This window comes from Thalassospiraceae bacterium LMO-SO8 (genome assembly GCA_031655335.1).
Lineage (GTDB): Bacteria > Pseudomonadota > Alphaproteobacteria > Rhodospirillales > Casp-alpha2 > UBA1479.
In genome coordinates this window covers 894110-917455 of sequence record CP134226.1, presented here as the reverse complement: position 1 = coordinate 917455, position 23346 = coordinate 894110, and the positions used below count along the sequence as shown (strand labels likewise).

Below are 23346 nucleotides of genomic sequence, written 5' to 3'. Positions count from 1 at the left end.
ACCATCTGGCGCAGTTGCACGGAAATGTTACCCTGTCCCGATGGAACCCCAGGCGCCCCCGAAAGAGCTTCCGGAAAAGATCGCCGAGATCGGCGCCGCCGCCGTCGACGCGGTGGCCGAGGTCACGGAAAAGGCCATGACCGCGTCGGACGCCGCCCACGGCAACGACCTGACCGGCATTGCCCTCGTCGTCCTGGCGGCATTGCTGTGCGGCATGCTGATGACCCGCCTGCGCCAACCGGCCATCGTCGGCTATATCCTGGCCGGGGTGATCCTGGGGCCGTCGGGGCTCAGCGTGGTGAAGGATCGCGGCTCCCTCGAACTGCTCGCCGAAATGGGCGTGTTGCTGCTGCTGTTCCTGGTCGGGCTCGAACTGTCGCTGCGTTCGTTCCGCCGCATGTGGCGGCTCGCCGTGTTCACGGTGGCATTCCAGATCACGGCCTCGGTCGCGGTGACGCTGTTGTGCTCGCAGGTGTTCGGCTGGTCCACGCCGCTTGCCGTGCTGCTGGGCTTCATGGTCGCCCTGTCGTCGACGGCGGTGGTGGTCAAGATGCTGGAGGACCTGGGCGAACTGCGCACCCGCACGGGGCGGGTCACGGTCGGAATCCTGATCGCCCAGGATCTGGCCGTGGTGCCCATGCTGTTGTGGGTCGACGCCATGAGGGGCGGCGATTTCGAATGGACGACGATCCCCAAGATCGTGCTGTCGATCGGCTTCCTGGCCTGGCTCATCTGGTACCTGTCGCGCGGACGCAAGGTCGTCCTGCCGTTTACCGACCGCATCCTGCCCAACGTCGACCTGCGCCCGCTGGCGGCGCTGGCCTTTTGTTTCGGCTGGGCGTCGATCGCCGGCGTCATGGGCCTGTCGGCGGCCTACGGCGCCTTCATCGCCGGGCTGATCGTCGGCAATTCGACCCTGCGCCAGGCCATCACGGACACGGTGGTGCCGATCCAAAGCATCCTGATGATGGTGTTCTTCCTGTCCATCGGGCTGCTGCTCGACATGAGTTTCATCTGGGACAATCTGGGCCGGGTGCTGCTGCTGTTCTTCCTGGTCAGCGTGTTCAAGACGGTGATCAACGTGGGCTTTCTGCGTGCGCTCGGCCAGCCCTGGGAACGCGCGTTCCTGTCCGGCGTCATGCTGGCGCAGATCGGTGAATTCTCGTTCCTGCTGTCCGTGGTCGGCGTGTCCGCCGGGGTGCTGAACGCCGACGACTCCCGGCTTGTCGTCTCGGTCACGGTGATGTCGTTGGCGCTGTCGCCGCTGTGGGTCGTCACGGCCCGGCGCATTCAGGCCCTCGCCCATGAAGGGGTGTCGTCCGGCAGCGAACTGGTCCGCCTGGTCTATGCGCCGGAGACGGAAATCCTGTCGGAGACCATCGGCACCGCGCGCTCGCGTACCATGCGCCAGCTGCGCAAGGGCGCCCTGCTGCTGCGCCGCCAGCGCCTGCGCCGGGCACGGCGCAAGAAGGCCGACGCGGTCGCCGTCAAGCCTGCGGCCGTGCCGGCCGCGGCCGAAACGCCGTCGGATGACGAAAAGCCCACATCATCGCCCAAGGCTGCGGAAAAACCGGCTGCGAAGGCCAAGCCCGCCGCCAAATCCAAGGCCAAGGCGAAGGACAGGTGACGGTGTCCGGCCGTGCCTGATTTTACCCATGAAGACCGGGCCCTGGCCGCCGGGCACGGCGTGGTCTGCGGCATCGACGAGGCCGGGCGCGGCCCCTGGGCCGGGCCCGTGGTCGCGGCGGCGGCGATCCTCGACCGCGCGGGTCTGCCCCTGTCCCTGGCGGCGGAACTGGACGATTCCAAACGCCTGAAGGCCGCGGCGCGGGAGCGCCTGCTGATCGAACTCGCCCCTCATGCGGTGATCGGCATCGGCCAGGCCTCGGCGGCGGAAATCGACACCCTCAACATCCTGCGGGCGACGTTTCTGGCCATGGACCGGGCGGTTCAGGCCCTCGGCCAAATGCCGGCCATGGCCCTGGTCGACGGCAACCGGCCGCCGCCCCTGCCGTCTGCGCCGGGCTGTATCGTCGAATGCTTGATCGGCGGCGACGGGCGGTCGCTGTCCATCGCCGCCGCCTCCATCGCCGCCAAGGTGACCCGCGACGGCCTCATGGCCGGTCTCGCGGATCGGTTTCCCGGATACGGCTGGGAACGCAACGCGGGTTACGGCACGGCCGCGCACAAGGCGGCCCTGGAGCGTCTGGGCGTGACGCCGGAGCATCGGAAAAGTTACAAGCCGATCCGCAACATCTTGGGCGATGAGGAGTCGTGACTCCCATATATGCCGTCAGGACTCTCTCCTAAGTATTTGAATCCAAATACTTCTTGACCGGGACTCCGGCCCTGGCCATGCTCCCCGAATACTGGGGACCTGGGAAAGTCTGACAATGACGAGAAAGCCTGCCACCGCGCGCCGCAAGGCGGCCGCCGCCGAACGTGAGTCCGCCACCCTGGCCGCGGAAGCCTACGCCGACACCATTCATGTCGGGGACTGTGTCGAGTTGATGAACGCCATGCCGGAAGGCAGCGTCGACATGGTCTTCGCCGACCCGCCCTACAACCTGCAATTGGAAGGCGAACTGCACCGCCCCGACAATTCGCGGGTCGACGGCGTCGACGCCGACTGGGACCGGTTCTCGGGCTTCAAAAGCTATGACGAGTTCACCCATGCCTGGCTGTCCGCCGCGCGCCGGGTGCTGCAACCCAACGGCACGCTGTGGGTGATCGGCAGCTATCACAACATCTTCCGCGTCGGCGCGATCTTGCAGGATTTGGGATACTGGATCCTCAACGACATCGTGTGGCGCAAATCCAATCCGATGCCGAATTTCCGGGGCCGGCGCTTCACCAACGCCCACGAAACCATGATCTGGGCGGCGCGGGACAAGGATGCCAAGTACCGCTTCAACTACGAAGCCATGAAGACGCTGAACGACGACTTGCAGATGCGTTCCGACTGGACCATTCCGCTGTGCACGGGGGCGGAGCGCCTGAAGAACGCCCAGGGCAAGAAGGCCCATCCGACGCAAAAGCCGGAGGCGCTGCTCTACCGCACCATCCTGTCCTCGACGGACGTGGGTGACATGATCCTGGACCCGTTCTTCGGCACGGGAACCACGGGGGCCGTGGCGCGCATGCTCGACCGGCGCTATGTCGGGCTGGAGCGGGATCAGGAATACGCCGCCCTGGCCAAGGAACGCCTGGCCGGGATCGAGCCCTTGGCCGAACCGTCGCTGCTGACCACGCCGGCCAAGCGCGAACAGCCGCGCATTCCCTTCGGCTGGGTGGTCGAACGCGGATTGCTCAAGGCGGGTCAGACCCTGACCGACCATCAGCGCCGCCACACGGCGCGGGTGCGCGCCGACGGCACGCTGAGCTCGGCCGAATTCCGCGGCTCCATCCATCAGGTGGGCGCCCATGTGCAGAAGGCGCCGGCCTGCAACGGCTGGCAATTCTGGCATGTGGAGCTGGGCAACGAACTGGTGCCCATCGACCTGTTCCGCCAGAAGCTACGGGCGGAACTCCACTAGCTTTCCGGATTCCATGGGAATGTCGTAGACCCGGCGCCAATGGGCGCGGGTCACGCCCATGCTCACCTTGTCATGGCAATGGGCGGCCAGCGCCTTGCGGCCCCTGAAATCGCGGGCCTGCACCGGCGCGTGGAACGTGACCTCGACCATCGCGCCGCGCAGCCCGAACACGGAAATCAAGTGCGGCAGCAACGTCATGTCGCCGTACCAGGCGTAAAGCGCGCGCAGGCCTTGGTCGAGCGGCCGGCCGTCGGCATAGCGGGTATAGGCGATGGACACGGGCTGCACGCGGGGCTGATCCGCCCCCGGCGCCGCGTCGGCCACGGCGAACAGCGCACTTTTGAACGGCAGCACATGGATGCCGTCCGACGAGGTGCCCTCGGGAAACAGCATCAGGCTGTCGCCGCCGGCGAGACGATCCGCCATCTCGGCGCGCTGGCCCAAGGCTTCGCGCGCGTCGCGGCGGATGAACAGGGTGCGGTAAAGCTTGGAGCACAGCCCGAACAGGGGCCAGTCCTTGACGTCATCCTTGGCGACGAAGGCGGCATCGGTCAGCAGGGCCAGGACCGGGATGTCCAGATAGGACACATGGTTGCAGACATAGAGCGTGCCCGTCTGTCCGAGCGGCGCGCCGTTGACCTTGACGCGCAGGCTGGCCAGCCGCGCCACGCCCCGGAACCAGATCAGGGCGACGCGACGGACGGCGGCGGCGCCGAACGGATAGGCCGCCACCGCGAGCGGCAGCAGGGCGCCCGTCAGGGCCAGGAAAAGCGAAATACGGCCCGCGGACCTAAGGCCCGAGGCGGCGACGGGACCGGCGTCGCCTAGCGCGTCCCACAGGGCTTGTAGTGGCGCAGGTATTTCTCGGTGATGTGGTCCGTAGGTACGATGATGCATACGTCCGTCGTGTTGAACTGGTTGTCGATAACCGCGCCGTCGCCGATGAAGCCGCCGACACGCATGTATCCCTTGATAAGCGGCGGCAGCATGGCGCGGGCCGCTCTCTGATCCAGCCGGGTCAGGGGCACCCGGTCGATCTTCACGTAAAGGTCGTCGAGCGCCCGGGCACGGATGTCGCTGGGCGCCATGTGGAAATGGTGCAGATAGCTGAGGGCCGGCATGAGGGCTTCCGCGTCCGTGCCGGGCAGCGAGCCGCAGCCGAACATCAGCTTGATGTCGTAGGCGGCGAGGTATTCCGCGATGCCGCGCCACAGAAGCTGCATGACGGCCCCCGTGCGGTAATCTTCATGGACGCAGGAACGGCCGAGTTCGACCAGCTCGCCCTCGTGGCGGAGCAAAGCCGTCAGGTCGTATTCATGGGCCGAATAGAACCCGCCGTTCGCCTTGGCCACGGCGCCCCGGATCAGCCGGTAGGTGCCGCAGACGAAGGGGCGGCCGGGCTGCGAGCGGTCCGTGTCGAGCACCAACAGATGGTCGCAGACATCGTCGAAGGGGTCGGCGTCCCGTTCGTGGCGGGCGGCGTCGACGGTCGGGATGGCCCCCATCTCGCGGTAGAACACGTTGTAGCGCAGGCGCTGCGCGGCCTCGATCTCCTCCGGCGTTTCCGCCAGGCGGATTTCCAGGTTGCGTGCATGCACGTCGACCGGGCGGGGGGCGGCGGGGGGCGCCGGGGCGCGCCGGGAGTGTGCGAACTTGGGCAGCGCCCGAATGGGAACGGCCAGTTTGGCAAGCATGTTCATGATATCGCGGTCCCTATTGCCGGTACGGCATATCTTGAGTGGTCGGGTACGCATTCATCGCCCAGGGACAATTTCACATCTGATGACAGACGGTTCAGGCGAAGACAAAAGAAGCTTTGTTAACGGCGGCGTGACGGTTCGATGACAGGGGGAACCCGTTGCAACGCCTTTGTCGTGGCCCATCCGTCCGTGATATGGCAACCTTCGGCGGTACGGGAGCCTGCAACGGGGATGAATTGGGGATCAGCCGATGAGCGAGAAATGGGATATTCGATTCCTGCGCCTGGCCAAGGAGGTCGCGACCTGGTCCAAGGACCGCTCGACCCAGGTCGGCGCCGTTATTGTCGGGGATGATAAAACGCCGGGACCGTATGGTTTCAACGGCTTTCCCCGCACGATCGACGACGAGGTCGAGAACCGCCATTCCCGCCCCCTGAAGTACAAATGGACCGAGCACGCGGAACGCAACGCGATCTACAACGCGGCGCGCATCGGCATGTCGCTGAAGGGCTGTACGATCTACGTCACGCACCTTCCCTGCGCCGACTGCACGCGGGCCATCGTCCAGGTCGGGATCAAGCGCGTGGTGGTCGATGCCGGCAGCCTGTCGGACGCCGGTTTCGCCGAACGCTGGTCCGAGGACGAGCGCATCACCAAGGACATGCTGGACGAGGCCGGGGTCGAACTGGGGTTGGTCTCGGCGGACAAGCCGGCTGCCGGCGATGATGACTGACGCCGCCGAACACGCCCGGACCCTGCACCGCGACGCCGTCGTCATCGACGGTGTCTGCCCGCTGCTGATGGATCCGGCCAACGTCACCTATTACATGGACGGCGGCCTGACCGCCGCCGTCCCGACCATCGCGATCCGCGAAACGGCGGAACAGGCGCTGCGCATCTTCGGGCGCTGGCACCGCTTCATCGAAGGCCACGACCGTCTGCGTCTGGCCCGCCGGGCCGCCGACATCGAGGCCGCCAAGCAGGCCGGCGACATGGCCATCGTGTTCCATTTCCAGGGCACCGACGCGGTCGAGGACGATCTTGACCTGCTGGATGCCTACAAGGCGCTCGGCCTCGGCATGGTGCAGTTGACCTACAACGTGAAATGCCGGGTCGGCGACGGGGCGCTGGAACGCACGGATGCGGGGCTCAGCCTGTTCGGCCAGGATCTGGTCCGGCGCTGCAACGACCTGGGCCTGATCGTCGACGGCAGCCATACCGGGTTCAAGACCACGATGGACGCCATGGAAATCTGTGACGGCCCCTTCGTGTTCTCCCACGCCAACGCCAAGGCGCTGCATCCGTCACCGCGCAACATCACCGACGACCAGATGAAGGCCTGCGCCCAGACCGGCGGGGTGGTCGGCATCAACGGCTTCCCCAGCTTCCTCGGCGACGACCCAAGGCCCTCCCTGGCGCGCTTCATCGAATTCATCGACTACGCGGTCGAGCTGATGGGTATCGACCATGTCGGCCTGGGCATCGACTATTACATGGGGATGGACCCGATCATCCCGGCGGACAAGGCGCGGGCGCGCTACGACGACGCGATCAAGACCGGGCGGTGGGATGCCGCGGTCTATCCGCCGCCACCGCACTATTTTCCCAAAGGGATCGAAACGCCGACGGCCCTCGGCAACCTGACCGCGGGCCTTTTGGCGCGCGGCTACGGCGACGCCGACGTGCGCAAGATCATGGGAGAAAACTGGCTGCGCGTGTTCCGCCGGGTATGGGGCGGCTGAACGAACGGGTAGGCTGTCCGGCGGACGATCAGCGGGTCGGAACGGGAACTTCCGTGGAATAGTCGTAGAACCCGCGGCCGGTCTTGCGGCCGAGCCAGCCGGCTTCCACGTACTTCACCAGCAGCGGACAGGGCCGGTACTTGGAATCGGACAGGCCGTCGTGCAGCACGTGCATGATCGACAGGCAGGTGTCCAGGCCGATGAAGTCGGCCAGTTCCAGCGGGCCCATGGGATGGCGGGTGCCGAGCCGCATGGCCGTGTCGATGGCCTCGACCGAGCCGACGCCTTCGTACAGGGTGTAGATCGCCTCGTTGATCATCGGCAGCAGGATGCGGTTGACGATGAAGGCGGGGAAATCCTCGGCGTTGACCGGCTTCTTGCCCAGGTCCGTGGTCAACTCGCGGATCACCGCGAAGGTTTCTTCGTTGGTCGCGATGCCGCGGATCAGTTCGACCAGATCCATGCGCGGCACCGGGTTCATGAAGTGCATGCCGACGAAGCGCTCGGGCCGGTCGGTCTGGGCCGCCAGGCGGGTGATGGAGATGGAGGACGTGTTGGTGGCGATGATCGTGTTGTCGCCCAGATGGTCGGCGAGGGAGCGCAGGATCGCTTTCTTGACCTCTTCGTCTTCCGTGGCGGCCTCGATCACGAGGTCGCAATCCTTCATGCCGGCGTAATCGGTGCCGGTCTTGATGAGCGGCAACGCCTTTTTCATTTCGTCGGCGGAGATGAGGTCGCGTTCAACCTGACGGCTCATGCCGTGCTCGATGGTCTGCATGCCCCGCTTCAAGGCGTCGTCGCTGACGTCCAGCATGTAGACGGCGCGCCCCGACAGGGCGCACACATGCGCGATGCCACTGCCCATCTGGCCGGCGCCGATGACGCCGATCTTCTTAATCTTATCCGACATTATTTTCTAATCTCCACACTCCGGTGCGCACGGCCCCGCTCCGGTCTTTATGCCGGAATCAGGCTGTTCGCACTCGCACAATAGGCTTACCCCCAGGGGTGGTCAAGGCCCGTTCGGCCCTTTGGTATACATGATTCCAAGGTAATGAACGGCCCGGACGCAAAGGCTCTCCGGTGGGCTCAGCGGGTCGCCCCGGGGACCCAAAGAACGTCCGCGCGTCCGCCGTCGTTGAGCCGGCGGGCCAGCACGAACAGGTGATCGGACAGGCGGTTGACGTACTTCACGGCCTCGGCGTTGATCGCCTCCGCCGTCGCCAGTTCGGTGATCAGGCGTTCAGCCCGGCGCGCCACCGTGCGGGCATGGTGCAGGTGCGCCGCCGCCGCCCGCCCGCCCGGCAGAATGAAGGATTTCAGCGGCTCCAGATCCGCGTTCATGGCGTCGATCTCGGTCTCCAGGCGCGCGACCTGCGAGGCCTGGATGCGCAGCGCGCCCTCGGACCGCCTGCCGTCTTCGGGCGTGCACAGGTCGGCGCCCAGGTCGAACAGGTCGTTCTGGATGCGGCCCAGCATGGCGTCGGCCGCGGCATCCGCGTCGCTGCCCCCCGGCCCGGTGTAGAGCCGCGCCAGGCCGATCACCGAATTGGCCTCATCGACGGTGCCGTAGGCGGCGACCCGGATGTCGTGCTTCGGCCGCCGGTCGCCGGAGCCCAGCGAGGTTGCGCCCGTGTCCCCGCCTCGGGTGTAGATCTTCGACAAGGTAACCAAGAAATGCGTCCTCCCGCGCCGGATGGGCGCCTATTTGCCGCTCAGCAGCATGAGAACGGCGAACAGAATGATGGCGATGCCCTGCATCAGCACGCGGGCACGCATCAGCTTGTTGGAATATTTCGCGTTGAACTTGCCGCCCACGGCAAAGGCGCCGATGCCGACGAACAGCACCAGCAGGGTCAGCGCCAGGGCGATGACGATGAGGATCGTGAAGAACCCTTCCATTTCCGAGATATAGTCCTTTCGCTGGCGGGCGTCACCGATTTTCCCGGTCGTTTCGCGATGCCCGCGGCTAAGATGCCGGACTGTCCCAGACCTAAGGAGCCCCGCCATGGACGCAGAAACCCGCAAAAACCTGGAACGTATTTCCGTCGCCACCGTGTCCATGCAGTTGTTGAAGCGGGGATTGCGGCGGGTCGTCATGGCGGGGGTGCGGCCCTTGAACGCGCCGGTCAAACCGCTGTTGGGCGAGGCCTTCACCCTGCGCTTCATTCCGGCGCGGGAGGATCTGTCGGCCCCCGCCGTTCTGGGGGCGGACGGTTATGTGCCGCGCCACGCCATCGAGGATGTCCCCGAGGGCGCCGTGCTGGTGATCGACGCAAGGCGCGATGCGGAAACGGCGGTGCTGGGCGACCTGATCCTGGAACGGCTGAAGGTTCGGGGTGTCGCCGGGGTGGTCGCCGACGGCGGCGTGCGCGACGCGGCCGAGGCCATCGCCGTGGGCCTGCCGGTGTTCGCGGCGGGACCGGCGGCCCCGGCCCATATCGTGGGGCTTGCGGCCGGTGACACGGGAACCCGGATCGGCTGCGGCGGGGTCGCCGTCATCCCCGGCGACATCATCAAGGCCGACGGCGACGGCGTCGTCGTGATTCCCCGCGATATGGCGGCGGAGGTCGCGGCCGACGGCGTCGCCCAGGAACGGTTCGAGCGCTTCGCCAAACAAAAGATCCAGGCGGGCCGGCCGATCATCGGCGTCTATCCGCCCAGTCCGGAAACCCAGAAGGAATACGAAAGCTGGCGCGATCCCGAAGACGCCTGATCTCAGGCGGCGATTGTGTGGATGTCGGCGAGAATCTGGTTGACCAGATTCTGGGACCGCTGGACAAGGGTCCGCACGTCGGCCGACACAGGCCGGGCAAGGCTCTCGCGGATGTCCGCCGACGCCTTGTCCAGGGCGTTGAGAATCCATCGCTCGCTTTCCACATCGTAGTCGTGGGCATCGGCGCGGACCATGTGAATGGTCGCGTAATGAAGCAGGTCGGTCAACGCGCGATGCAAATTGAAACGATGCCGCAGCTCCGCGCGGCTCAATCGGCCGGGGATGATCGCGAATTCTGGAGATTGCCGAATCTCCTGGCTCAGGGTGTCCAACGCGTCCAAATAATGGCGAACTTCTTCGATGCTCATGGCTTTAACCTCACTTTTGCCGGGCCGCCGGCCGAAGGATGTTCGGAGGCGGTTACACAGGAACTCATCGTGAGAAAGCAAGGATCGGGCCAACCTGCGGCGACAGGCCGCAGGGACGGGAACTGGCGGTTGAGTGGAGAGTTCTAGTTGCGCCCGGACATCAGGCCGCGGGCGATGACCTGGGCCTGGATTTCGGCGGCGCCCTCGAAGATGTTGAGGATGCGGGCGTCGCAGAGTACCCGCGAAATCGGATACTCCATGGCATAGCCGTTGCCGCCGTGGATCTGCAACGCGTTGTCGGCGTTGGACCAGGCGGTGCGCGCACCCAAAAGCTTGGCCATCCCGGCCTCGATGTCGCAGCGCCGGTCGGAATCCTTTTCGCGGGCGGCGAAATAGGTAAGCTGGCGGGCGATCATGGTTTCCACGGCCATCCAGGCCAACTTGCCGTGAACGCGGGGGAAGGCATGGATGGCGCGGCCGAACTGGTTGCGCTCCAGGGCGTATTGCAGGCCCAGTTCCATGGCGTTCTGCGCCACGCCGACGGCGCGCGCCGCGGTCTGGATGCGGGCACTTTCGAAGGTCGCCATCAACTGCTTGAAGCCCTGGCCCTCGACGCCGCCGAGCAACTGGCCCGCCGGCACCTCGAAGCCGTCGAAGCCGAGCTCGTATTCCTTCATGCCCCGGTAGCCCAGAACCTCGATCTCGCCGCCGGACATGCCGGGGGCGGGGAAGGGGTTGTCCTCCGTGCCGCGCGGCTTTTCCGCCAACAACATGGACAAGCCCTTGTAGCCCGGCTCGTCCGGGTTGGTGCGGACCAAGAGCGTCATCAGGTCCGACCGCGAGGCATGGGTGATCCAGGTCTTGTTGCCGGTCACCTTGTAGACGTCGCCATCCTTGACCGCGCGGGTCTTGAGGGACGCCAGGTCCGAGCCCGTGCCCGGTTCCGTGAACACCGCCGTCGGCAGGATTTCGCCGGACGCGATCTTGGGCAGGTAATGGGCCTGCTGTTCCGGGGTGCCGCCCAGGCGGATCAGTTCCGCCGCGATTTCCGAACGGGTGCCGAGAGAGCCGACGCCGATATAGCCGCGGGACAGTTCTTCCGTGACCACGCACATGGCGATCTTGCCCATGCCGAGGCCGCCGCCTTCTTCCGGCACGGTCAGGCCGAACACACCCAATTCCGCCATCTGGTCGACGATCTCGATGGGGATCAGGTTGTCGGCCAGATGCCATTCATGGGCATGGGGCATGACCTGATCCTCGACGAACTTGTGAAACTGGTCGCGCACCATGTCCAGCATTTCGTCGTCCAGGCCCAGGGCGCCGAAATGGCCCTCGGCCATGATCTCGCCCATGCGGGCACGCAGGGCCGGCGTGTTGCCGCCCGCGATCAGGGCTTTGGCGGCGGCGGCGTCGAGGGGAGCGAGGTCGTCCGCATTTAGGCCCAGGTCCGCCGGGCGCACGATTTCGACCTGTGACAGCGCGATGCCGCCCTTGATCTGGGCCAGGTATTCGCCGAACGCGGCCTGGACCATCATCTGTTCCATCTCGCCGAAGGCTCCCGCGCCCTCCAGGCGTTCGGCCCAGCCCAGCATCTGGCGCAGGCCCTCGACATAGGTCGCCAGCCAGGACAGGCCGTGGGCCGCCACCTGATTGGCATCGACCAGGGCGCCCGACACCTTGCCGTTTTCGCTGCACATGTCGGTGACGCGGCGGCGGGCGGCCGCGAACACGTCGTCGGTGGCGGTCTGCGCCGCGCGGCAAAGGGTCAGAAGGTCGGGCAGCAGGATGCCGCCGCTGGGTCCGCTGGCGTCCATGACGCGTCTCCTTAAATCATCGGGCGGCTTTGCCGCCGAAGGGGCGTTAAGCCGAAATGCAGTCCTCGAGGGTCCGGAAGCCGGGCCGCTTGGCCTGGACCAGGACGGCCATGTTACCGGGTTTGTGCTGGTTGGCGCGCATCTTCATGTGCGCCGCCGGAATGTCGTCCCAGGAAAACACCTCGGACATGCAGGTATCCAGGCGCCGTTCGATGACCAGCTGGTTGGCCTGGGACGCCTGCATCAGGTTGGCGAAGTGGCTGCCCTGGATGCGTTTCTGGCGCATCCACACGAAGCGCGCGTCCATGGTCAGGTTGTAGCCCGTGGTGCCGGCGCAGAACACGACCATGCCCCCGCGCTTGACGATGTTGCAGCTGACGGGGAAGGTCGCCTCGCCCGGATGTTCGAACACGAAGTCGACGTCGTTGCCCTTGCCGGTGATCTCCCAGATCGCCTTGCCGAACTTGCGGGTCTCGGCCATGTATTCCTTGAAGCCCGGGCCGTTGACCTCGGGCAGTTGGCCCCAGCAGTTGAAGTTCTTGCGGTTGATCACGCCCTTGGCGCCCAGGCCGAGCACGAATTCCCGCTTGTCTTCCTCCGAGATCACGCCGATGGCGTTGGCCCCGGATACGGCGCAAAGCTGCACCGCCATGGACCCCAGGCCGCCGGACGCCCCCCAGATCAGCACGTTATGGCCGGGGCGCAGAATATGCGGGCGATGGCCGAACAGCATGCGGTAGGCGGTGGCCAGGACCAGGGTGTAGCAGGCACTTTCCTCCCAGGTCAGATGTTTGGGCCGGTGCATGCACTGGCGGTCCTGGACGCGGCAGAACTGGGCGAAGGACCCGTCCGGGGTCTCATATCCCCAGATGCGCTGCGACGGCGAGTTCATGGGGTCGCCGCCGTTGCATTCCTCGTCGTCGCCGTCGTCCTGATTGCAATGGACCACGACCTCGTCGCCGACCTTGAAGCGCTTGACCTTGGAGCCCACGGCCCAGACCACGCCGGCGGCGTCGGAGCCGGCGATGTGGTACTCCGCCTTGTGGTAATCGAAGGGTGAGATCGGCGTGCCGAGCGCGGCCCACACGCCGTTGTAGTTGACGCCGGCGGCCATCACCATGACCAGCACGTCGTGGCTGTCCAGTTCGGGCACGTCCACGACCTCGACCTGCATGGCGGTATCGGGTTCGCCATGGCGTTCCTTGCGGATCGCCCAGGCGTACATCTGTTTCGGGACATGACCCAGCGGCGGGATTTCGCCGACCTCGTACAGGTCTTTCGTGGGCTGGTTCGGGTTCAATTCGATCACTTCGGCGGCATCCGACATTGCTGCCTCCTTCTCCACATAGTTACGCCATCCCCAACGGTCCGCGTTTTCGCCTGTATCTTATTGTTCGGCATGCGGCCATTTTTGTTGTCCTATTGGTCATATCCGCTTTACATTTTCTTCGCAATGCACAAAATTCTATCTTTCGTTTTGTGATTTAGATACGAAATAAAATTACAATAATTTTTAGAGAATGGCGAGTTTCTGTCATTTCAAGGAGAAGGCTATGAGTGGCGAATTAGCAGACGCAAAAGGCGGATCCGCTGCGGCGCAACAGGCGGTGGCGCGGGATAAGCCCTGGCTGTTCCGCACTTATTCGGGCCATTCCTCGGCCAAGGAATCGAACGCGCTGTACCGTTCGAACCTGGAAAAGGGGCAGACGGGCCTGTCCGTCGCTTTCGACCTGCCGACCCAGACCGGCTATGACGCCGATCATCCGCTCGCCAAGGGCGAGGTCGGCAAGGTCGGCGTGCCGATTTCCCACCTGGGCGACATGCAGCAGCTGTTCGACGGCATTCCGCTCGGCCAGATGAACACGTCGATGACCATCAACGCCCCGGCGGCCTGGCTGCTGGCGCTTTACATCGCCGCCGCCGAACGCCAGGGGGCCAAGCGCGCCGACCTGGCGGGCACGACGCAGAACGACGTGCTGAAGGAATACCTCTCGCGCGGCACCTATATCTTTCCGCCGGCGCCGTCGCTCCGCCTGACGTCGGACGCCATCGCCTTCACCTGCCGCGAGGTGCCCAAGTGGAACCCGGTCAACGTGTGCTCCTACCACCTGCAGGAGGCGGGGGCGACGCCGGTTCAGGAACTGGCCTATGCGCTGGCCAACGCGCAGGCGATTTTGGATACGGTCAAGGCCTCGGGCCAGGTGGCGGACGCCGATTTCCCGCGTCTGGTCGGGCGCATCTCGTTCTTCGTCAACGCCGGGATGCGCTTCATCACCGAGCTGTGCAAGATGCGCGCGTTCACCGAACTGTGGGACGAGATCACGCGGGACCGCTACGGGGTTGAGGACGAGAAATACCGGCGGTTCCGTTACGGGGTTCAGGTCAATTCCCTGGGATTGACCGAGCAGCAGCCGGAAAACAACGTCTACCGCATCCTGCTGGAAATGCTCGCCGTGACCCTGTCGAAGAACGCCCGCGCGCGGGCCGTGCAGTTGCCGGCCTGGAACGAGGCGCTTGGCCTGCCGCGGCCCTGGGATCAGCAATGGTCGCTGCGGTTGCAGCAGATCGTGGCTTACGAGACGGACCTGCTGGAATTCGGCGACATCTTCGACGGCTCCAAGGAAATCGACGCCAAGGTCGACGATTTGAAACAACAGGCGAAAGACGAGCTTGCCCGAATCGACGCCATGGGCGGCGCCGTCCACGCCATCGAGGCCGGTTACATGAAACAGCGTCTGGTCGAGGCCAGCGCGAAGCGCCTGGCCGCCATCGAGGCGGGCGAGCAGATCGTGGTCGGCGTCAACAAGTACAAGGAGGCCGAGCCCTCGCCCCTGGTTGGGGAGTCCGGCGCCATCGTCACCGTCGCCCCCGAGGTCGAGGCGGCGCAGATCGCCTCGCTCAACGCCTGGCGGGAATCGCGGGATGACGCCAAGGTGCAGGCGGCGCTTAAGGCCCTGACCGAGGCCGCGAAATCCGACGCCAACATCATGGAGCCCTCGATCCAATGCGCCCATGCGGGCGTGACCACGGGCGAATGGGGCCAGGCCTTGCGCGACGTGTTCGGCGAATACCGCGCGCCGACGGGGATTTCCGGCGCCGCCCTGGGGGCGGCCGGCGATATCACGGCCGTGCGCAAGCGGGTCGAGGAGGTGTCATCCGCCCTTGGCCGCCGCATCAAGATTCTGGTCGGCAAGCCGGGGCTCGACGGTCATTCCAACGGGGCGGAGCAGATCGCGGTTCGCGCCCGTGATGCGGGGATGGAGGTCGTCTACGAAGGCATCCGCCTGACCCCCGAACAGATCGTCGCCGCCGCGCGGGACGAGGCCGTGCATGTGGTGGGATTGTCGGTGTTGTCGGGATCGCACGTGGCCCTGGTCACGGACGTGATGGATCTGATGCGGGCCGAGGGCCTGGACGACATTCCCGTGGTCGCCGGCGGCATCATCCCGCCCGCCGACGCCGAAACCCTGAAGGCCGCGGGCGTCGCCCGCGTCTACACGCCGAAGGACTACGACCTGACGGCGATCATGGACCAGATCGTCGATCTGGCGGCGGAAGGGCTGAAGACTGCGGCGGAGTGATCTTGAGTTAAGCAAAGTGTGCTAAACTTAGTTGATGAGCCATCAGTCTTTCGATTTCGAACGAGCTTCACGCATTTTCCATCCGTTTGCGTTTGAACGGATGCAAAAGGCGTCTGTATCTCGCATGCGTTTGGTGCATTACACGAACGCAAATGCGGCGATGAGTATACTTTCAAACCAAGAAGTTTGGATGCGGAAAACAAATTGTATGAACGACTTTTCAGAAGTCGTTCATGGCCAAAGTTGTTTAAGGCGGGCATATAACGGAGATATCGGCAAACGATTTAAAGAGTTATTGAATGATATCCACCCGGGTATGGCTGAAGAGTTTGAGAAATTAGCTGACGGGTGGTGGAGGTACTTCGAGACAGAGAGCTATATTGCATGCGTCTCAGAGCACTTAGATGACGAGGATAAATTTGGGCGATTGTCTATGTGGCGGGCGTATAGTGAAAGTACTGGTGTCGCAATAGTACTAAACAATACGCCGTTTTTAAGCCCAAGTGATGCTTTAAAGGCATACACTAGCCCAGTTGAATATCTTGCTGAAGATGAATTCGAGCATAAATTTAACGAAATAATATTAAACATAGAAAATAATATTCAATTTTTAAAAGAAATACCAAAAGATTATATAATTAACTTTGCATTTGAAATGTTGAGGTTTTCTATATACAGCACAAAACATCCTGGTTTTAAGGAAGAGCGCGAATGGAGGGTGATATACTCTCCGTTTTTAGGAGCGTCTGATAAACTCGTCAAATCTGTTGAAGTGATAAATGGAGTTCCTCAACCGGTGTATAAAATCCCGTTGAAAGACTATCCGGATGAAGGGTTTGTCGGCGCTGAAATCCCACAATTGATCGATAGAATTATCATTGGTCCCACTGAATTTCCTGATGCCTTACGTGAGGCTTTTACAATGCTACTAGGGGACGCTGGTGTTGAGTCACCAGAAAGCAGAGTCTTCGTATCGAACATACCTTTGCGATAGGCTACAAGAGTCCAAGTATCAACCGTCGAGAAACTTCAGATAGGTGTCATAGCAGGACATCAGGTCGTCGATGGCCGTGCCGCCGCGGTTCAGGGCGGCCATGCCCTGCTCCATGGTGAACAGGGCCATGGCAAGGTCGGCGGCCGGGATGTCCGTGCGGATGTCGCCGGCGGTCTGGCCGTTGCGGATGACCTGCTCGAACAAATCGCGCACCTCGGCGTGAAGTCCCCGCAGGTACTCGGCCAGTTCCGGATGATGGGGGGCCAGTTCCGCCGCCGTGTTGTAGACCATGCAGCCCTTGCGGCCCTCGTCCGAGGACACGAATGCCTCGATATCGCGGAAATAGGCCTCGAGCGCCTGCCGCCCGGCGCCCGATGCGCGCAGGGCCCGGCGCATTTCGTCCTTCTTGATCTGGATATAGCGCATCAGCGCCTGATGATAGATCGCATCCTTGTTGCCGAAGGTGCCGTACAGGCCATAGCGGCTGACGCCCGTATGGCGGACGAGGTCCTCCATCGAGGTATGCTGAAATCCGCGTTCCCAGAACAGGCGCATGGCCTTGTCCAGGGCGTCGTCGGGATCGAATTCACGGGTGCGGGCCATATAATCAGAATTTTCGTTCTGGTTCGCCGCGTCAATCGATTTGTTGGAAAAGGCGCGGCGGGGTTGGATTGAAGGGGATCAAACGGTCGGTTTGGCGCCCGGCAGCATGACGGGGATCGCATCGACGGCGGCCGACGGCGCCAGCGGATTGTCGACCTGCGGCTTGGCGATCTGGATCAGATAGCGCGCGGCGCCGGCCTGAAATTCCTTCTTGATGTAGCACCAGCTGACGAACAGGCCGCCGAACCGTTCGAAATACAGGATGTCCTCGTTCTCCTTGCACTCCTGCAGGTCGCGGGCCAGGTTGCGCGAGGTGCCGACATAGACCCAGGCGGGCCGCACGCCGCCGTGCCAGATGATGAACACGGCGGTCTGTCCCTCCAGGTTCTGTTCCTGGGGGTTCAGGTTGATGAAGCGGAAAAACTTGCCCTTTTCATTGCGCACCCAGTTGGGATCAACCGGCTTGCCCAATTGGCTCATTTTCTTTGCTGTATTAAAAAAGAACATGTTTTCTTCTCTTGCTCCGGAAATCCGGCTGAATTCCGAAGATGATCCTAATATGGGCCGGTAATGTGACGGCGAAAAGGGGGCCTGTCGATGGAATTTTTAGCCCTTTTTCTGGTGCTTGCCGCCATTGCCTTGATCCTTGCCGGGACCGTTCGGACCGGGGTGCCGCCGATGCCGACATCCCCCGCCGTCCGGGCCTGCATGTTCACGATGACCGAGGGCCTTGAACCGCGCTGTATTCACGAACTGGGTGCCGGATGGGGCGGCCTGGCGACGGCCCTTGCCCGGCGGTTTCCCGATGCCCGCATCGTTGCGACCGAGGTTTCGCCCCTGCCCTGGGCGATCTGCCGCCTGCGCCGGGCCCTGTTCGGTCCGGCCAACCTGGAGGTCCGCTTTGGCGACGTCATGAAGACCGATTTCTCGGATGCCGATCTCGCGGTCTGCTTTCTCTGCCCGCCGGCCATGGCCAGACTGGCCCCCCGGTTGGAAGGCGGTCTGAAACCGGGCGCCTGGGTGTTGTCCAACGCCTTCGCCCTGCCGGGCTGGACGCCGGTGAAGGAAGCGCGGGTCGACGACCTGCACCGCTCGGCGGTTTATCTGTATCGCAAGTGACTAGCCGTCGAGCGGCGCCGTCGCCTGTTTCAGCCAGGCCCGCGTCTTGGCGTCGACCAGGGGCGACAAGGACTTGCGGACCCGCGCGTGATAGGCGTCGAGCCAGTCCCGTTCCGCCGTGTCCAGCAGCGTCACCTCGATCAGGTCGCGGTCGATGGGGGCCAGGGTCAGGGTCTCGAACGCCAGGACATCGCGTTCCGCCCCTCGGGGCGCGGTGGCGGCGGTGACCAGGACAAGGTTCTCGATGCGGATGCCGTAGGCCCCGGTCTTGTAATATCCGGGCTCGTTCGAGATCACCATGCCGGGCTCCAGCGCGACCGTGCTGGGGGCCTTGGAAATGCGTTGCGGGCCTTCGTGGACGCTAAGGTAGCTGCCGACGCCGTGGCCGGTGCCGTGGTCGAAGTCCAGGCCCTCGGCCCAGAGGAACTGGCGGGCCAGGGGGTCCAACTGCGAGCCCGTGGTGCCCTTGGGAAAGCGCGCCCGGGCCAGGGCGATATGACCCTTGAGCACCAGGGTGAAGCGCGTGCGGGCTTCCCGGGGCGGGGTTTTCGGGCCGATGGCGACGGTGCGCGTGATGTCCGTGGTGCCGTCCAGGTACTGAGCCCCGGAATCGACCAGATAGACGTCGCCCGGCCGCAGCCGCCGGTTGGACGCCGGGGTCGCCTTGTAGTGCACGATGGCGCCGTTGGGCCCGCTGCCGGAAATGGTGTCGAAGCTGAGGTCGCGGATCAGGTCGTTTTCCTTGCGGAAGGCATAAAGCCGGTCCGATGCGTCCAGCTCGCTGATCCCGCCTCGGGGCGCTTCCGCCGACAGCCAGGCGAGAAATTTCACCACCGCGGCGCCATCGCGCAGATGGGCGGCGCGCATGCCCGCGATTTCCGTATCGTTCTTACAGGCCTTGGGCAGGATACACAGGTCCGGGCCGCGCTCGACCACGGCCCCGCCGTCGGCCAGACGGGCGGCGATCCACATGGGGTCGGCCATGGGGTCGATGCGGACTTTCGCGTGTTTCGCGGCCAGCCGGTCGAGCAGGGGGCCAAGGGCGTCCGGCGTCTTGATGCGCACGTCCTTGCCGAGGTGGCGCGTCACAGCCGCCGGCACCTTGGCCGGGTCGATGAACCAGTCGACGGAGCCGTCCTTGTGGATCACGGCGAAGCTGAGGGCCAAGGGCGTGCGCGGCACGTCGGTCCCGCGCACGTTCAACAGCCAGGCGATGGAATCGGGGGCCGACAGGATCTGGGCGTCCTGACCCTGGGACTTCAGCATCGTGGCGACGGTCCGCCGCTTGTCCGCCGATCCCAGCCCCGCGTACTTCAGGGGATGGGCGCGCACGGGGGCGGCGGGGCGTTCGGGCTGGTCGGCCCAGACGGCGTCGATGGGGTTGCCGTCCACGGGCACCAGCTCGCCGCCGGCCTGCTGGCAGGCCTCGCGGAACCGGGGCACCTGGGCCGGGGTCAACAGCCAGGGGTCGTATCCCAGCTTGCCGCCCTTGGGCAGGGTCTGGGCGATCCAGTCGACGGCGGGTTCCTGCGTGATGTGGCGCAGGTCGTACAGGCCCCCATCGACCTGTTTCGCGGCTTGTAGGGTGTAGCGGCCGTCGCTGAACAATGCCGCCCGGCGGGTCAGCACAACCGCCATCCCGGCCGATCCGGTGAACCCGGTCAACCAGGCCAGGCGTTCGGAGCGGGGGGCGACGTATTCGCCCTGGTGTTCGTCGCCGCGCGGCACGATGAAGCCGTCGAGGCCCCGTTTCGCCAGTTCGGCGCGCAGCAGCGTCAGGTGCCCGGCGGCGGGCGGCGGGGTTCCCACGGTGCGGGAATTTCCCCGGCGGGTTTTGGCGGATGATGATGCGTCCATGGGGACAAGCTAGGAAGCCCCGGCCCGGGTGGCAAGCGGAGACATGCGGGGGCGGGGGCTGACGGTGATATTCCGCACATTCAGTCATGCGTTTAGTGCAATGCTGCGGTGCAGCATTTGCGGTTTTCGCATGAATTGGACAGGCATAGGTTTCGCTCAACACGTCGCCGGCAATGTCCATAAAGGGCCCGCCCACGGCATCAATTCAGGAGTAACGACCATGGCGCCCTACAGCCAAACCGACCTGTCCGTTCAGGACCTCATCGAACAAGCCCGTGTGCTGCGGGCGCAAGCCTTCGCACGCGGGATCAAGAAGGCGATCCAGGCCATTTCCCCGGCTCGCCGCAAGGCGGCGGACGTGGTTCAGCCGGATCTGTTCCAGCAGCCCGCCCTCATGCAGGAAGACAGCTATTTCCTGCCGCTGGTCAACGGCGTGCAGTCCCTCATCCAGAGCGTGATCGTCGGCCTGCGCCGTAGCGCCATGCGCCGCCAGCTGCTGGCCCTCGACGACCGCATGCTGCGTGACATCGGCATCCGCCGCGACGACATTTCCGCTCTCGTCGCCGGCGCCTTCTCGGGCAACGACCGGGTGCCGAGTTCCACCCGCAGCGCGGCCGAACTTTATTACCTCGTTCCGGCGGCGACGCAGCCGACGGGCCGCGGCAACGATCGCCTGGCCGCTTAAGCCAGCGCGACTCGCGAACAAGAAAACGGCGGCGCCCAACGCGGGGCGCCGCCGTTTTTGTTTATCCGCATCGATGGCATGAGCCGTGCGCCGGGCCCACCGGCCGATGCCTAGTCGAACAGCGACCGGCTGGTCCGCCGGTAGCCGCGGTTTTCCATGCAGGACACGAACATCCGGTCGCTCTGGCGCGACATGTCATAGCGCGCCATGGCGGCATCGTATTCGCTGCCGATCAGCGGCCCTGAATCGGGCTGCGGCAGGGGTTGGCGCTTGAGGATGCGGTCGGTCTCCCGCCGGGCCAGGGACCGGCATTCCTGGCGGTCGAAGGCAAGCTGGTCCTCGGACCCGCCGGGCAGGGTCCATTCGGTGACGCTGCACGCACCAAGGCCCAGCACCAGGGCACCCGCGCAAATGAACTTCAGGCTTTGTGTTGTCATGGCGTTATCCTAGCGCGTTCGCCGCCGGTGATAAACCAGGGCGGCTGGATCGCCGCTCAGCCGCCTTTGGAGCCGCTCAGGCAGGCGCGGATGAATGCTTTGACCTCCGGCGCATTCCATTCGGCGATGCCTTCAAGGCGGCCCTTTTCGCGGCCCTCGGCGTCATAGAGGATCGTCGTCGGCAGGCCGCGCACCTTGTTGGCGCGGGCGAAGGTGCCTTTGGGGTCCAGATGGATCGCCAGGTTCTTGTATCCCTGTTTGTCGTAGAACGGTTTGACCACGTCCAGGCCGCCGCGATCCTGGCTGACGGCGATCACCGGAATCCCGTCCTGGGCCAGATCCGCCTTCAAGGCATCCAAATGCGGCATTTCCTTGATGCAGGGGGCGCACCAGGTGGCCCAGAAATTGATCACGGCCCCCTTGCCCCGGGTCCGTTCGGCGATGGTGACGGGGGCGCCCCCCGCGGTCTGAAACGCTTCCGTCACGGGCGCGCCCGCCGGATCCGCCGTCTTGAACTTGGCCAAGGCCGGCGGCGGCGCGGAACAGGCTGTCTCAGCCCCCCTTGCAATGCCGCCGGGAATGATGAAAATCGCCCCACTCAACAAGACGGCGGTGGCCAGGGCCCGCAGGAACGCGGCGGGTGCAAGGGCATTACGGGTGGTCTGGGGTTTCGTCCGGGTCGCCATGCGGGTTCACTGTCCGTTTACGTTGATCGTCTACACCATCGCCTTGGACTTAAGGAGATAGCCATGGCGCGCACTACGGGCAAGTCCGGATCGACCGGAAACGACGCTTCCGGCGCCTCGACCATCTGGGGCGGGCGCTTCGACGCCGGTCCCGACGCCATCATGGAGGAAATCAACGCCTCCATCGAATTCGACAAGCGGCTGGCGAACGAGGACATCGCCGGATCGACCGCCCATGTCCGCATGCTGGCCAAGCAAGGCATCGTCGGGCAAGCCGACGCCGACGCCATCGCCGACGGCCTGGCCGCCGTGAAGGCGGAAATCGCCGCGGGCGACTTCGAATTCAAGCGCGCGTTGGAAGACATCCACATGAACGTGGAAAGCCGCCTGGCCGCGCTGATCGGTGAACCGGCGGGCCGCCTGCATACGGCGCGGTCACGCAACGATCAGGTGGCGACGGACTTCAAGCTTTGGGTGCGGGGCGCCATCGATGCGCTCGACGCGGGGGTCAAGGACCTGCAGGCGGCATTGATCGAGCGCGCCGAGGCCGAGGCCGCGACCGTCATGCCCGGCTTCACTCACCTGCAAGGCGCGCAGCCGGTGACCCTCGGCCATTATCTGCTGGCCTATGTGGAAATGCTGGGCCGCGACCGGGGCCGCCTCATGGATGCCCGCAAACGGCTGAACGAATGCCCCTTGGGCGTGGCGGCGCTGGCCGGAACTTCGTTCCCCATCGACCGCCACATGACGGCGGCGGCGCTCGGCTTCGACCGGCCGACGGCCAATTCGCTCGATACCGTGTCGGACCGGGATTTCGCGCTCGAATTTCTCTCGACCGCGACGATCCTTGCCGTGCATCTGTCGCGTTTCGCCGAGGAGATGGTGATCTGGTGCTCGCAGCAGTTCGGCTTCGCCCAGTTCACCGATGCCTTTTCGACCGGATCCTCCATCATGCCGCAAAAGCGCAACCCGGACGCGGCCGAGCTGGTGCGCGCCAAGGTCGGGCGCATCGCGGGCGCGTTTCAGGGTCTGGTCATCGTCATGAAGGGCCTGCCGCTGACCTACGGCAAGGACATGCAGGAAGACAAGGAGGCCGTGTTCGACGCCGCCGACAACGTCGCCCTGGCCGTGGCCGCGACGGCGGGCATGGTGCGCGACGTCAAGTTCAATAAGGCCCGCATGGCCGCCGACGCCTCGCGCGGTTTTTCAACCGCGACGGATCTGGCCGACTGGCTGGTCCGGGTGCTGGGCATGCCCTTCCGCAAGGCCCATCATGTGACCGGCTCGCTTGTCGCCATGGCCGAAGCCAAGGGCTGCGAACTTGAGGGGTTGAGCATCGCCAACATGCGCGAAGTGGACCCGGCCATCACCGAGGACGTATATTCGGTGCTTGGCGTCGAGAATTCCGTGACCAGCCGCACCAGTTACGGCGGCACGGCGCCGGACAACGTGCGCGCCCAGGCCAAGGATGCGCGCGCGCGGTTCCTGGGCTAGGGTCCGGGACG

24 protein-coding genes are annotated in these 23346 nt (G+C 64.7%); 11 read left to right on the top strand and 13 right to left on the bottom strand.

The features are described 5' to 3' along the window. The first annotated feature begins 40 nt into the window (after window positions 1–40). The 3 genes from RJ527_04425 (at window position 41) to RJ527_04415 (ending at window position 3536) form a co-directional block, all read left to right on the top strand. Entirely contained in the window at window positions 41–1627 is a 1587-nt protein-coding gene (locus RJ527_04425) for a cation:proton antiporter (GenBank protein WND76995.1), read from the top strand. Between the two features lie 12 nt (window positions 1628–1639). Further along, complete coding sequence (locus tag RJ527_04420; protein ID WND76994.1) at window positions 1640–2278, top strand: ribonuclease HII; 639 nt, start codon at window positions 1640–1642, stop codon at window positions 2276–2278. Between the two features lie 232 nt (window positions 2279–2510). Beyond that, window positions 2511–3536: a site-specific DNA-methyltransferase gene (locus tag RJ527_04415; protein ID WND78013.1), complete on the top strand. Its 1026-nt coding sequence runs from the start codon at window positions 2511–2513 to the stop codon at window positions 3534–3536. Here the strand turns inward: RJ527_04415 and RJ527_04410 are convergent. Beyond that, window positions 3516–4433, bottom strand: a complete 918-nt coding sequence (locus RJ527_04410; GenBank protein ID WND76993.1) for a lysophospholipid acyltransferase family protein — start codon at window positions 4431–4433, stop codon at window positions 3516–3518. The two genes, RJ527_04415 and RJ527_04410, sit on opposite strands and share 21 nt — an antisense overlap. Continuing rightward, complete coding sequence (locus RJ527_04405) at window positions 4361–5236, bottom strand: GNAT family N-acyltransferase (protein WND76992.1); 876 nt, start codon at window positions 5234–5236, stop codon at window positions 4361–4363. The genes RJ527_04410 and RJ527_04405 overlap by 73 nt, the downstream gene beginning before the upstream one ends. Window positions 5237–5486: 250 nt before the next feature. Between RJ527_04405 and RJ527_04400 the strand changes: the two genes are divergently transcribed. Both RJ527_04400 and RJ527_04395 read left to right on the top strand, forming a co-directional pair. Continuing rightward, a complete protein-coding gene (locus RJ527_04400) occupies window positions 5487–5969 on the top strand; it encodes a dCMP deaminase family protein (GenBank protein WND76991.1) in 483 nt (160 codons plus the stop codon). Next, complete coding sequence (locus RJ527_04395; protein WND76990.1) at window positions 5959–6978, top strand: dipeptidase; 1020 nt, start codon at window positions 5959–5961, stop codon at window positions 6976–6978. The genes RJ527_04400 and RJ527_04395 overlap by 11 nt, the downstream gene beginning before the upstream one ends. Before the next feature lie 28 nt (window positions 6979–7006). Here RJ527_04395 and RJ527_04390 read toward each other — a convergent pair whose 3' ends face one another. The 3 genes from RJ527_04390 to RJ527_04380 all read right to left on the bottom strand — a co-directional run bounded on the left by RJ527_04390 (window position 7007) and on the right by RJ527_04380 (window position 8880). Beyond that, window positions 7007–7888, bottom strand: a complete 882-nt coding sequence (locus RJ527_04390) for a 3-hydroxybutyryl-CoA dehydrogenase (GenBank protein WND76989.1) — start codon at window positions 7886–7888, stop codon at window positions 7007–7009. A gap of 179 nt (window positions 7889–8067) precedes the next feature. Further along, window positions 8068–8652, bottom strand: a complete 585-nt coding sequence (locus RJ527_04385) for a cob(I)yrinic acid a,c-diamide adenosyltransferase (protein WND76988.1) — start codon at window positions 8650–8652, stop codon at window positions 8068–8070. Between the two features lie 30 nt (window positions 8653–8682). After that, window positions 8683–8880, bottom strand: coding sequence for a twin transmembrane helix small protein (locus RJ527_04380; protein ID WND76987.1), 198 nt, complete (start codon window positions 8878–8880; stop codon window positions 8683–8685). 106 nt (window positions 8881–8986) lie between these two features. Between RJ527_04380 and RJ527_04375 the strand changes: the two genes are divergently transcribed. Then, window positions 8987–9694 carry a ribonuclease activity regulator RraA gene (locus RJ527_04375; protein ID WND76986.1) on the top strand — a complete coding sequence of 236 codons (708 nt, stop codon included), beginning with the start codon at window positions 8987–8989 and terminating at the stop codon, window positions 9692–9694. Between the two features lie 2 nt (window positions 9695–9696). Here the strand turns inward: RJ527_04375 and RJ527_04370 are convergent, their stop codons facing one another. The 3 genes from RJ527_04370 to ccrA all read right to left on the bottom strand — a co-directional run bounded on the left by RJ527_04370 (window position 9697) and on the right by ccrA (window position 13206). Further along, window positions 9697–10062, bottom strand: coding sequence for a hypothetical protein (locus RJ527_04370; protein WND76985.1), 366 nt, complete (start codon window positions 10060–10062; stop codon window positions 9697–9699). Window positions 10063–10205: 143 nt separating this feature from the next. Further along, window positions 10206–11879 carry an acyl-CoA dehydrogenase family protein gene (locus RJ527_04365; GenBank protein ID WND76984.1) on the bottom strand — a complete coding sequence of 558 codons (1674 nt, stop codon included), beginning with the start codon at window positions 11877–11879 and terminating at the stop codon, window positions 10206–10208. Between the two features lie 46 nt (window positions 11880–11925). Beyond that, window positions 11926–13206, bottom strand: coding sequence for a crotonyl-CoA carboxylase/reductase (gene ccrA / locus RJ527_04360; GenBank protein WND76983.1), 1281 nt, complete (start codon window positions 13204–13206; stop codon window positions 11926–11928). 226 nt (window positions 13207–13432) lie between these two features. Here ccrA and RJ527_04355 point away from each other — a divergent pair, with 226 nt between their 5' ends. After that, window positions 13433–15460, top strand: coding sequence for a protein meaA (locus RJ527_04355; GenBank protein WND76982.1), 2028 nt, complete (start codon window positions 13433–13435; stop codon window positions 15458–15460). 208 nt (window positions 15461–15668) lie between these two features. Continuing rightward, window positions 15669–16454 carry a DUF2971 domain-containing protein gene (locus tag RJ527_04350; protein WND76981.1) on the top strand — a complete coding sequence of 262 codons (786 nt, stop codon included), beginning with the start codon at window positions 15669–15671 and terminating at the stop codon, window positions 16452–16454. Window positions 16455–16472: 18 nt separating this feature from the next. On the opposite strand, the gene RJ527_04345 is transcribed toward RJ527_04350, so the two are convergent. Next, window positions 16473–17057 carry a TetR/AcrR family transcriptional regulator gene (locus tag RJ527_04345; protein ID WND76980.1) on the bottom strand — a complete coding sequence of 195 codons (585 nt, stop codon included), beginning with the start codon at window positions 17055–17057 and terminating at the stop codon, window positions 16473–16475. A gap of 78 nt (window positions 17058–17135) precedes the next feature. Next, the gene (locus RJ527_04340) at window positions 17136–17564 is read right to left on the bottom strand and encodes a hypothetical protein (protein WND76979.1); all 429 of its coding nucleotides are present in this window, start codon (window positions 17562–17564) and stop codon (window positions 17136–17138) included. Between the two features lie 90 nt (window positions 17565–17654). Between RJ527_04340 and RJ527_04335 the strand changes: the two genes are divergently transcribed. Next, on the top strand, window positions 17655–18176 hold the full coding sequence (locus tag RJ527_04335; protein WND76978.1) for a class I SAM-dependent methyltransferase: 522 nt from the start codon (window positions 17655–17657) through the stop codon (window positions 18174–18176). On the opposite strand, the gene RJ527_04330 is transcribed toward RJ527_04335, so the two are convergent. Next, window positions 18177–19985, bottom strand: coding sequence for an aminopeptidase P family protein (locus RJ527_04330; protein WND76977.1), 1809 nt, complete (start codon window positions 19983–19985; stop codon window positions 18177–18179). A 268-nt stretch (window positions 19986–20253) separates the two neighbouring features. Here RJ527_04330 and RJ527_04325 point away from each other — a divergent pair, with 268 nt between their 5' ends. After that, window positions 20254–20718 carry a DUF1127 domain-containing protein gene (locus RJ527_04325; protein WND76976.1) on the top strand — a complete coding sequence of 155 codons (465 nt, stop codon included), beginning with the start codon at window positions 20254–20256 and terminating at the stop codon, window positions 20716–20718. 110 nt (window positions 20719–20828) lie between these two features. Here RJ527_04325 and RJ527_04320 read toward each other — a convergent pair whose 3' ends face one another. Then, window positions 20829–21155, bottom strand: a complete 327-nt coding sequence (locus tag RJ527_04320) for a hypothetical protein (protein WND76975.1) — start codon at window positions 21153–21155, stop codon at window positions 20829–20831. A 56-nt stretch (window positions 21156–21211) separates the two neighbouring features. Then, window positions 21212–21841: a TlpA disulfide reductase family protein gene (locus RJ527_04315; protein ID WND76974.1), complete on the bottom strand. Its 630-nt coding sequence runs from the start codon at window positions 21839–21841 to the stop codon at window positions 21212–21214. A gap of 63 nt (window positions 21842–21904) precedes the next feature. On the opposite strand from RJ527_04315, the gene argH reads away from it, so the two are divergent. Further along, window positions 21905–23335 carry an argininosuccinate lyase gene (gene argH, locus RJ527_04310; GenBank protein ID WND76973.1) on the top strand — a complete coding sequence of 477 codons (1431 nt, stop codon included), beginning with the start codon at window positions 21905–21907 and terminating at the stop codon, window positions 23333–23335. The last annotated feature ends 11 nt before the right edge of the window (window positions 23336–23346 follow it).

Coding starts and splice junctions, on each gene's coding strand:
- RJ527_04425 (WND76995.1), top strand. CDS start 41: ATGGAACCCCAGGCGCCCCCGAAAGAGCTTCCGGAAAAGATCGCCGAG.
- RJ527_04415 (WND78013.1), top strand. CDS start 2,511: ATGAACGCCATGCCGGAAGGCAGCGTCGACATGGTCTTCGCCGACCCG.
- RJ527_04410 (WND76993.1), bottom strand. CDS start 4,433: ATGCATCATCGTACCTACGGACCACATCACCGAGAAATACCTGCGCCA.
- RJ527_04405 (WND76992.1), bottom strand. CDS start 5,236: ATGAACATGCTTGCCAAACTGGCCGTTCCCATTCGGGCGCTGCCCAAG.
- RJ527_04400 (WND76991.1), top strand. CDS start 5,487: ATGAGCGAGAAATGGGATATTCGATTCCTGCGCCTGGCCAAGGAGGTC.
- RJ527_04395 (WND76990.1), top strand. CDS start 5,959: ATGATGACTGACGCCGCCGAACACGCCCGGACCCTGCACCGCGACGCC.
- RJ527_04390 (WND76989.1), bottom strand. CDS start 7,888: ATGTCGGATAAGATTAAGAAGATCGGCGTCATCGGCGCCGGCCAGATG.
- RJ527_04380 (WND76987.1), bottom strand. CDS start 8,880: ATGGAAGGGTTCTTCACGATCCTCATCGTCATCGCCCTGGCGCTGACC.
- RJ527_04375 (WND76986.1), top strand. CDS start 8,987: ATGGACGCAGAAACCCGCAAAAACCTGGAACGTATTTCCGTCGCCACC.
- RJ527_04370 (WND76985.1), bottom strand. CDS start 10,062: ATGAGCATCGAAGAAGTTCGCCATTATTTGGACGCGTTGGACACCCTG.
- RJ527_04365 (WND76984.1), bottom strand. CDS start 11,879: ATGGACGCCAGCGGACCCAGCGGCGGCATCCTGCTGCCCGACCTTCTG.
- ccrA (WND76983.1), bottom strand. CDS start 13,206: ATGTCGGATGCCGCCGAAGTGATCGAATTGAACCCGAACCAGCCCACG.
- RJ527_04355 (WND76982.1), top strand. CDS start 13,433: ATGAGTGGCGAATTAGCAGACGCAAAAGGCGGATCCGCTGCGGCGCAA.
- RJ527_04350 (WND76981.1), top strand. CDS start 15,669: ATGAACGACTTTTCAGAAGTCGTTCATGGCCAAAGTTGTTTAAGGCGG.
- RJ527_04345 (WND76980.1), bottom strand. CDS start 17,057: ATGGCCCGCACCCGTGAATTCGATCCCGACGACGCCCTGGACAAGGCC.
- RJ527_04340 (WND76979.1), bottom strand. CDS start 17,564: ATGTTCTTTTTTAATACAGCAAAGAAAATGAGCCAATTGGGCAAGCCG.
- RJ527_04335 (WND76978.1), top strand. CDS start 17,655: ATGGAATTTTTAGCCCTTTTTCTGGTGCTTGCCGCCATTGCCTTGATC.
- RJ527_04325 (WND76976.1), top strand. CDS start 20,254: ATGGCGCCCTACAGCCAAACCGACCTGTCCGTTCAGGACCTCATCGAA.
- RJ527_04320 (WND76975.1), bottom strand. CDS start 21,155: ATGACAACACAAAGCCTGAAGTTCATTTGCGCGGGTGCCCTGGTGCTG.
- RJ527_04315 (WND76974.1), bottom strand. CDS start 21,841: ATGGCGACCCGGACGAAACCCCAGACCACCCGTAATGCCCTTGCACCC.
- argH (WND76973.1), top strand. CDS start 21,905: ATGGCGCGCACTACGGGCAAGTCCGGATCGACCGGAAACGACGCTTCC.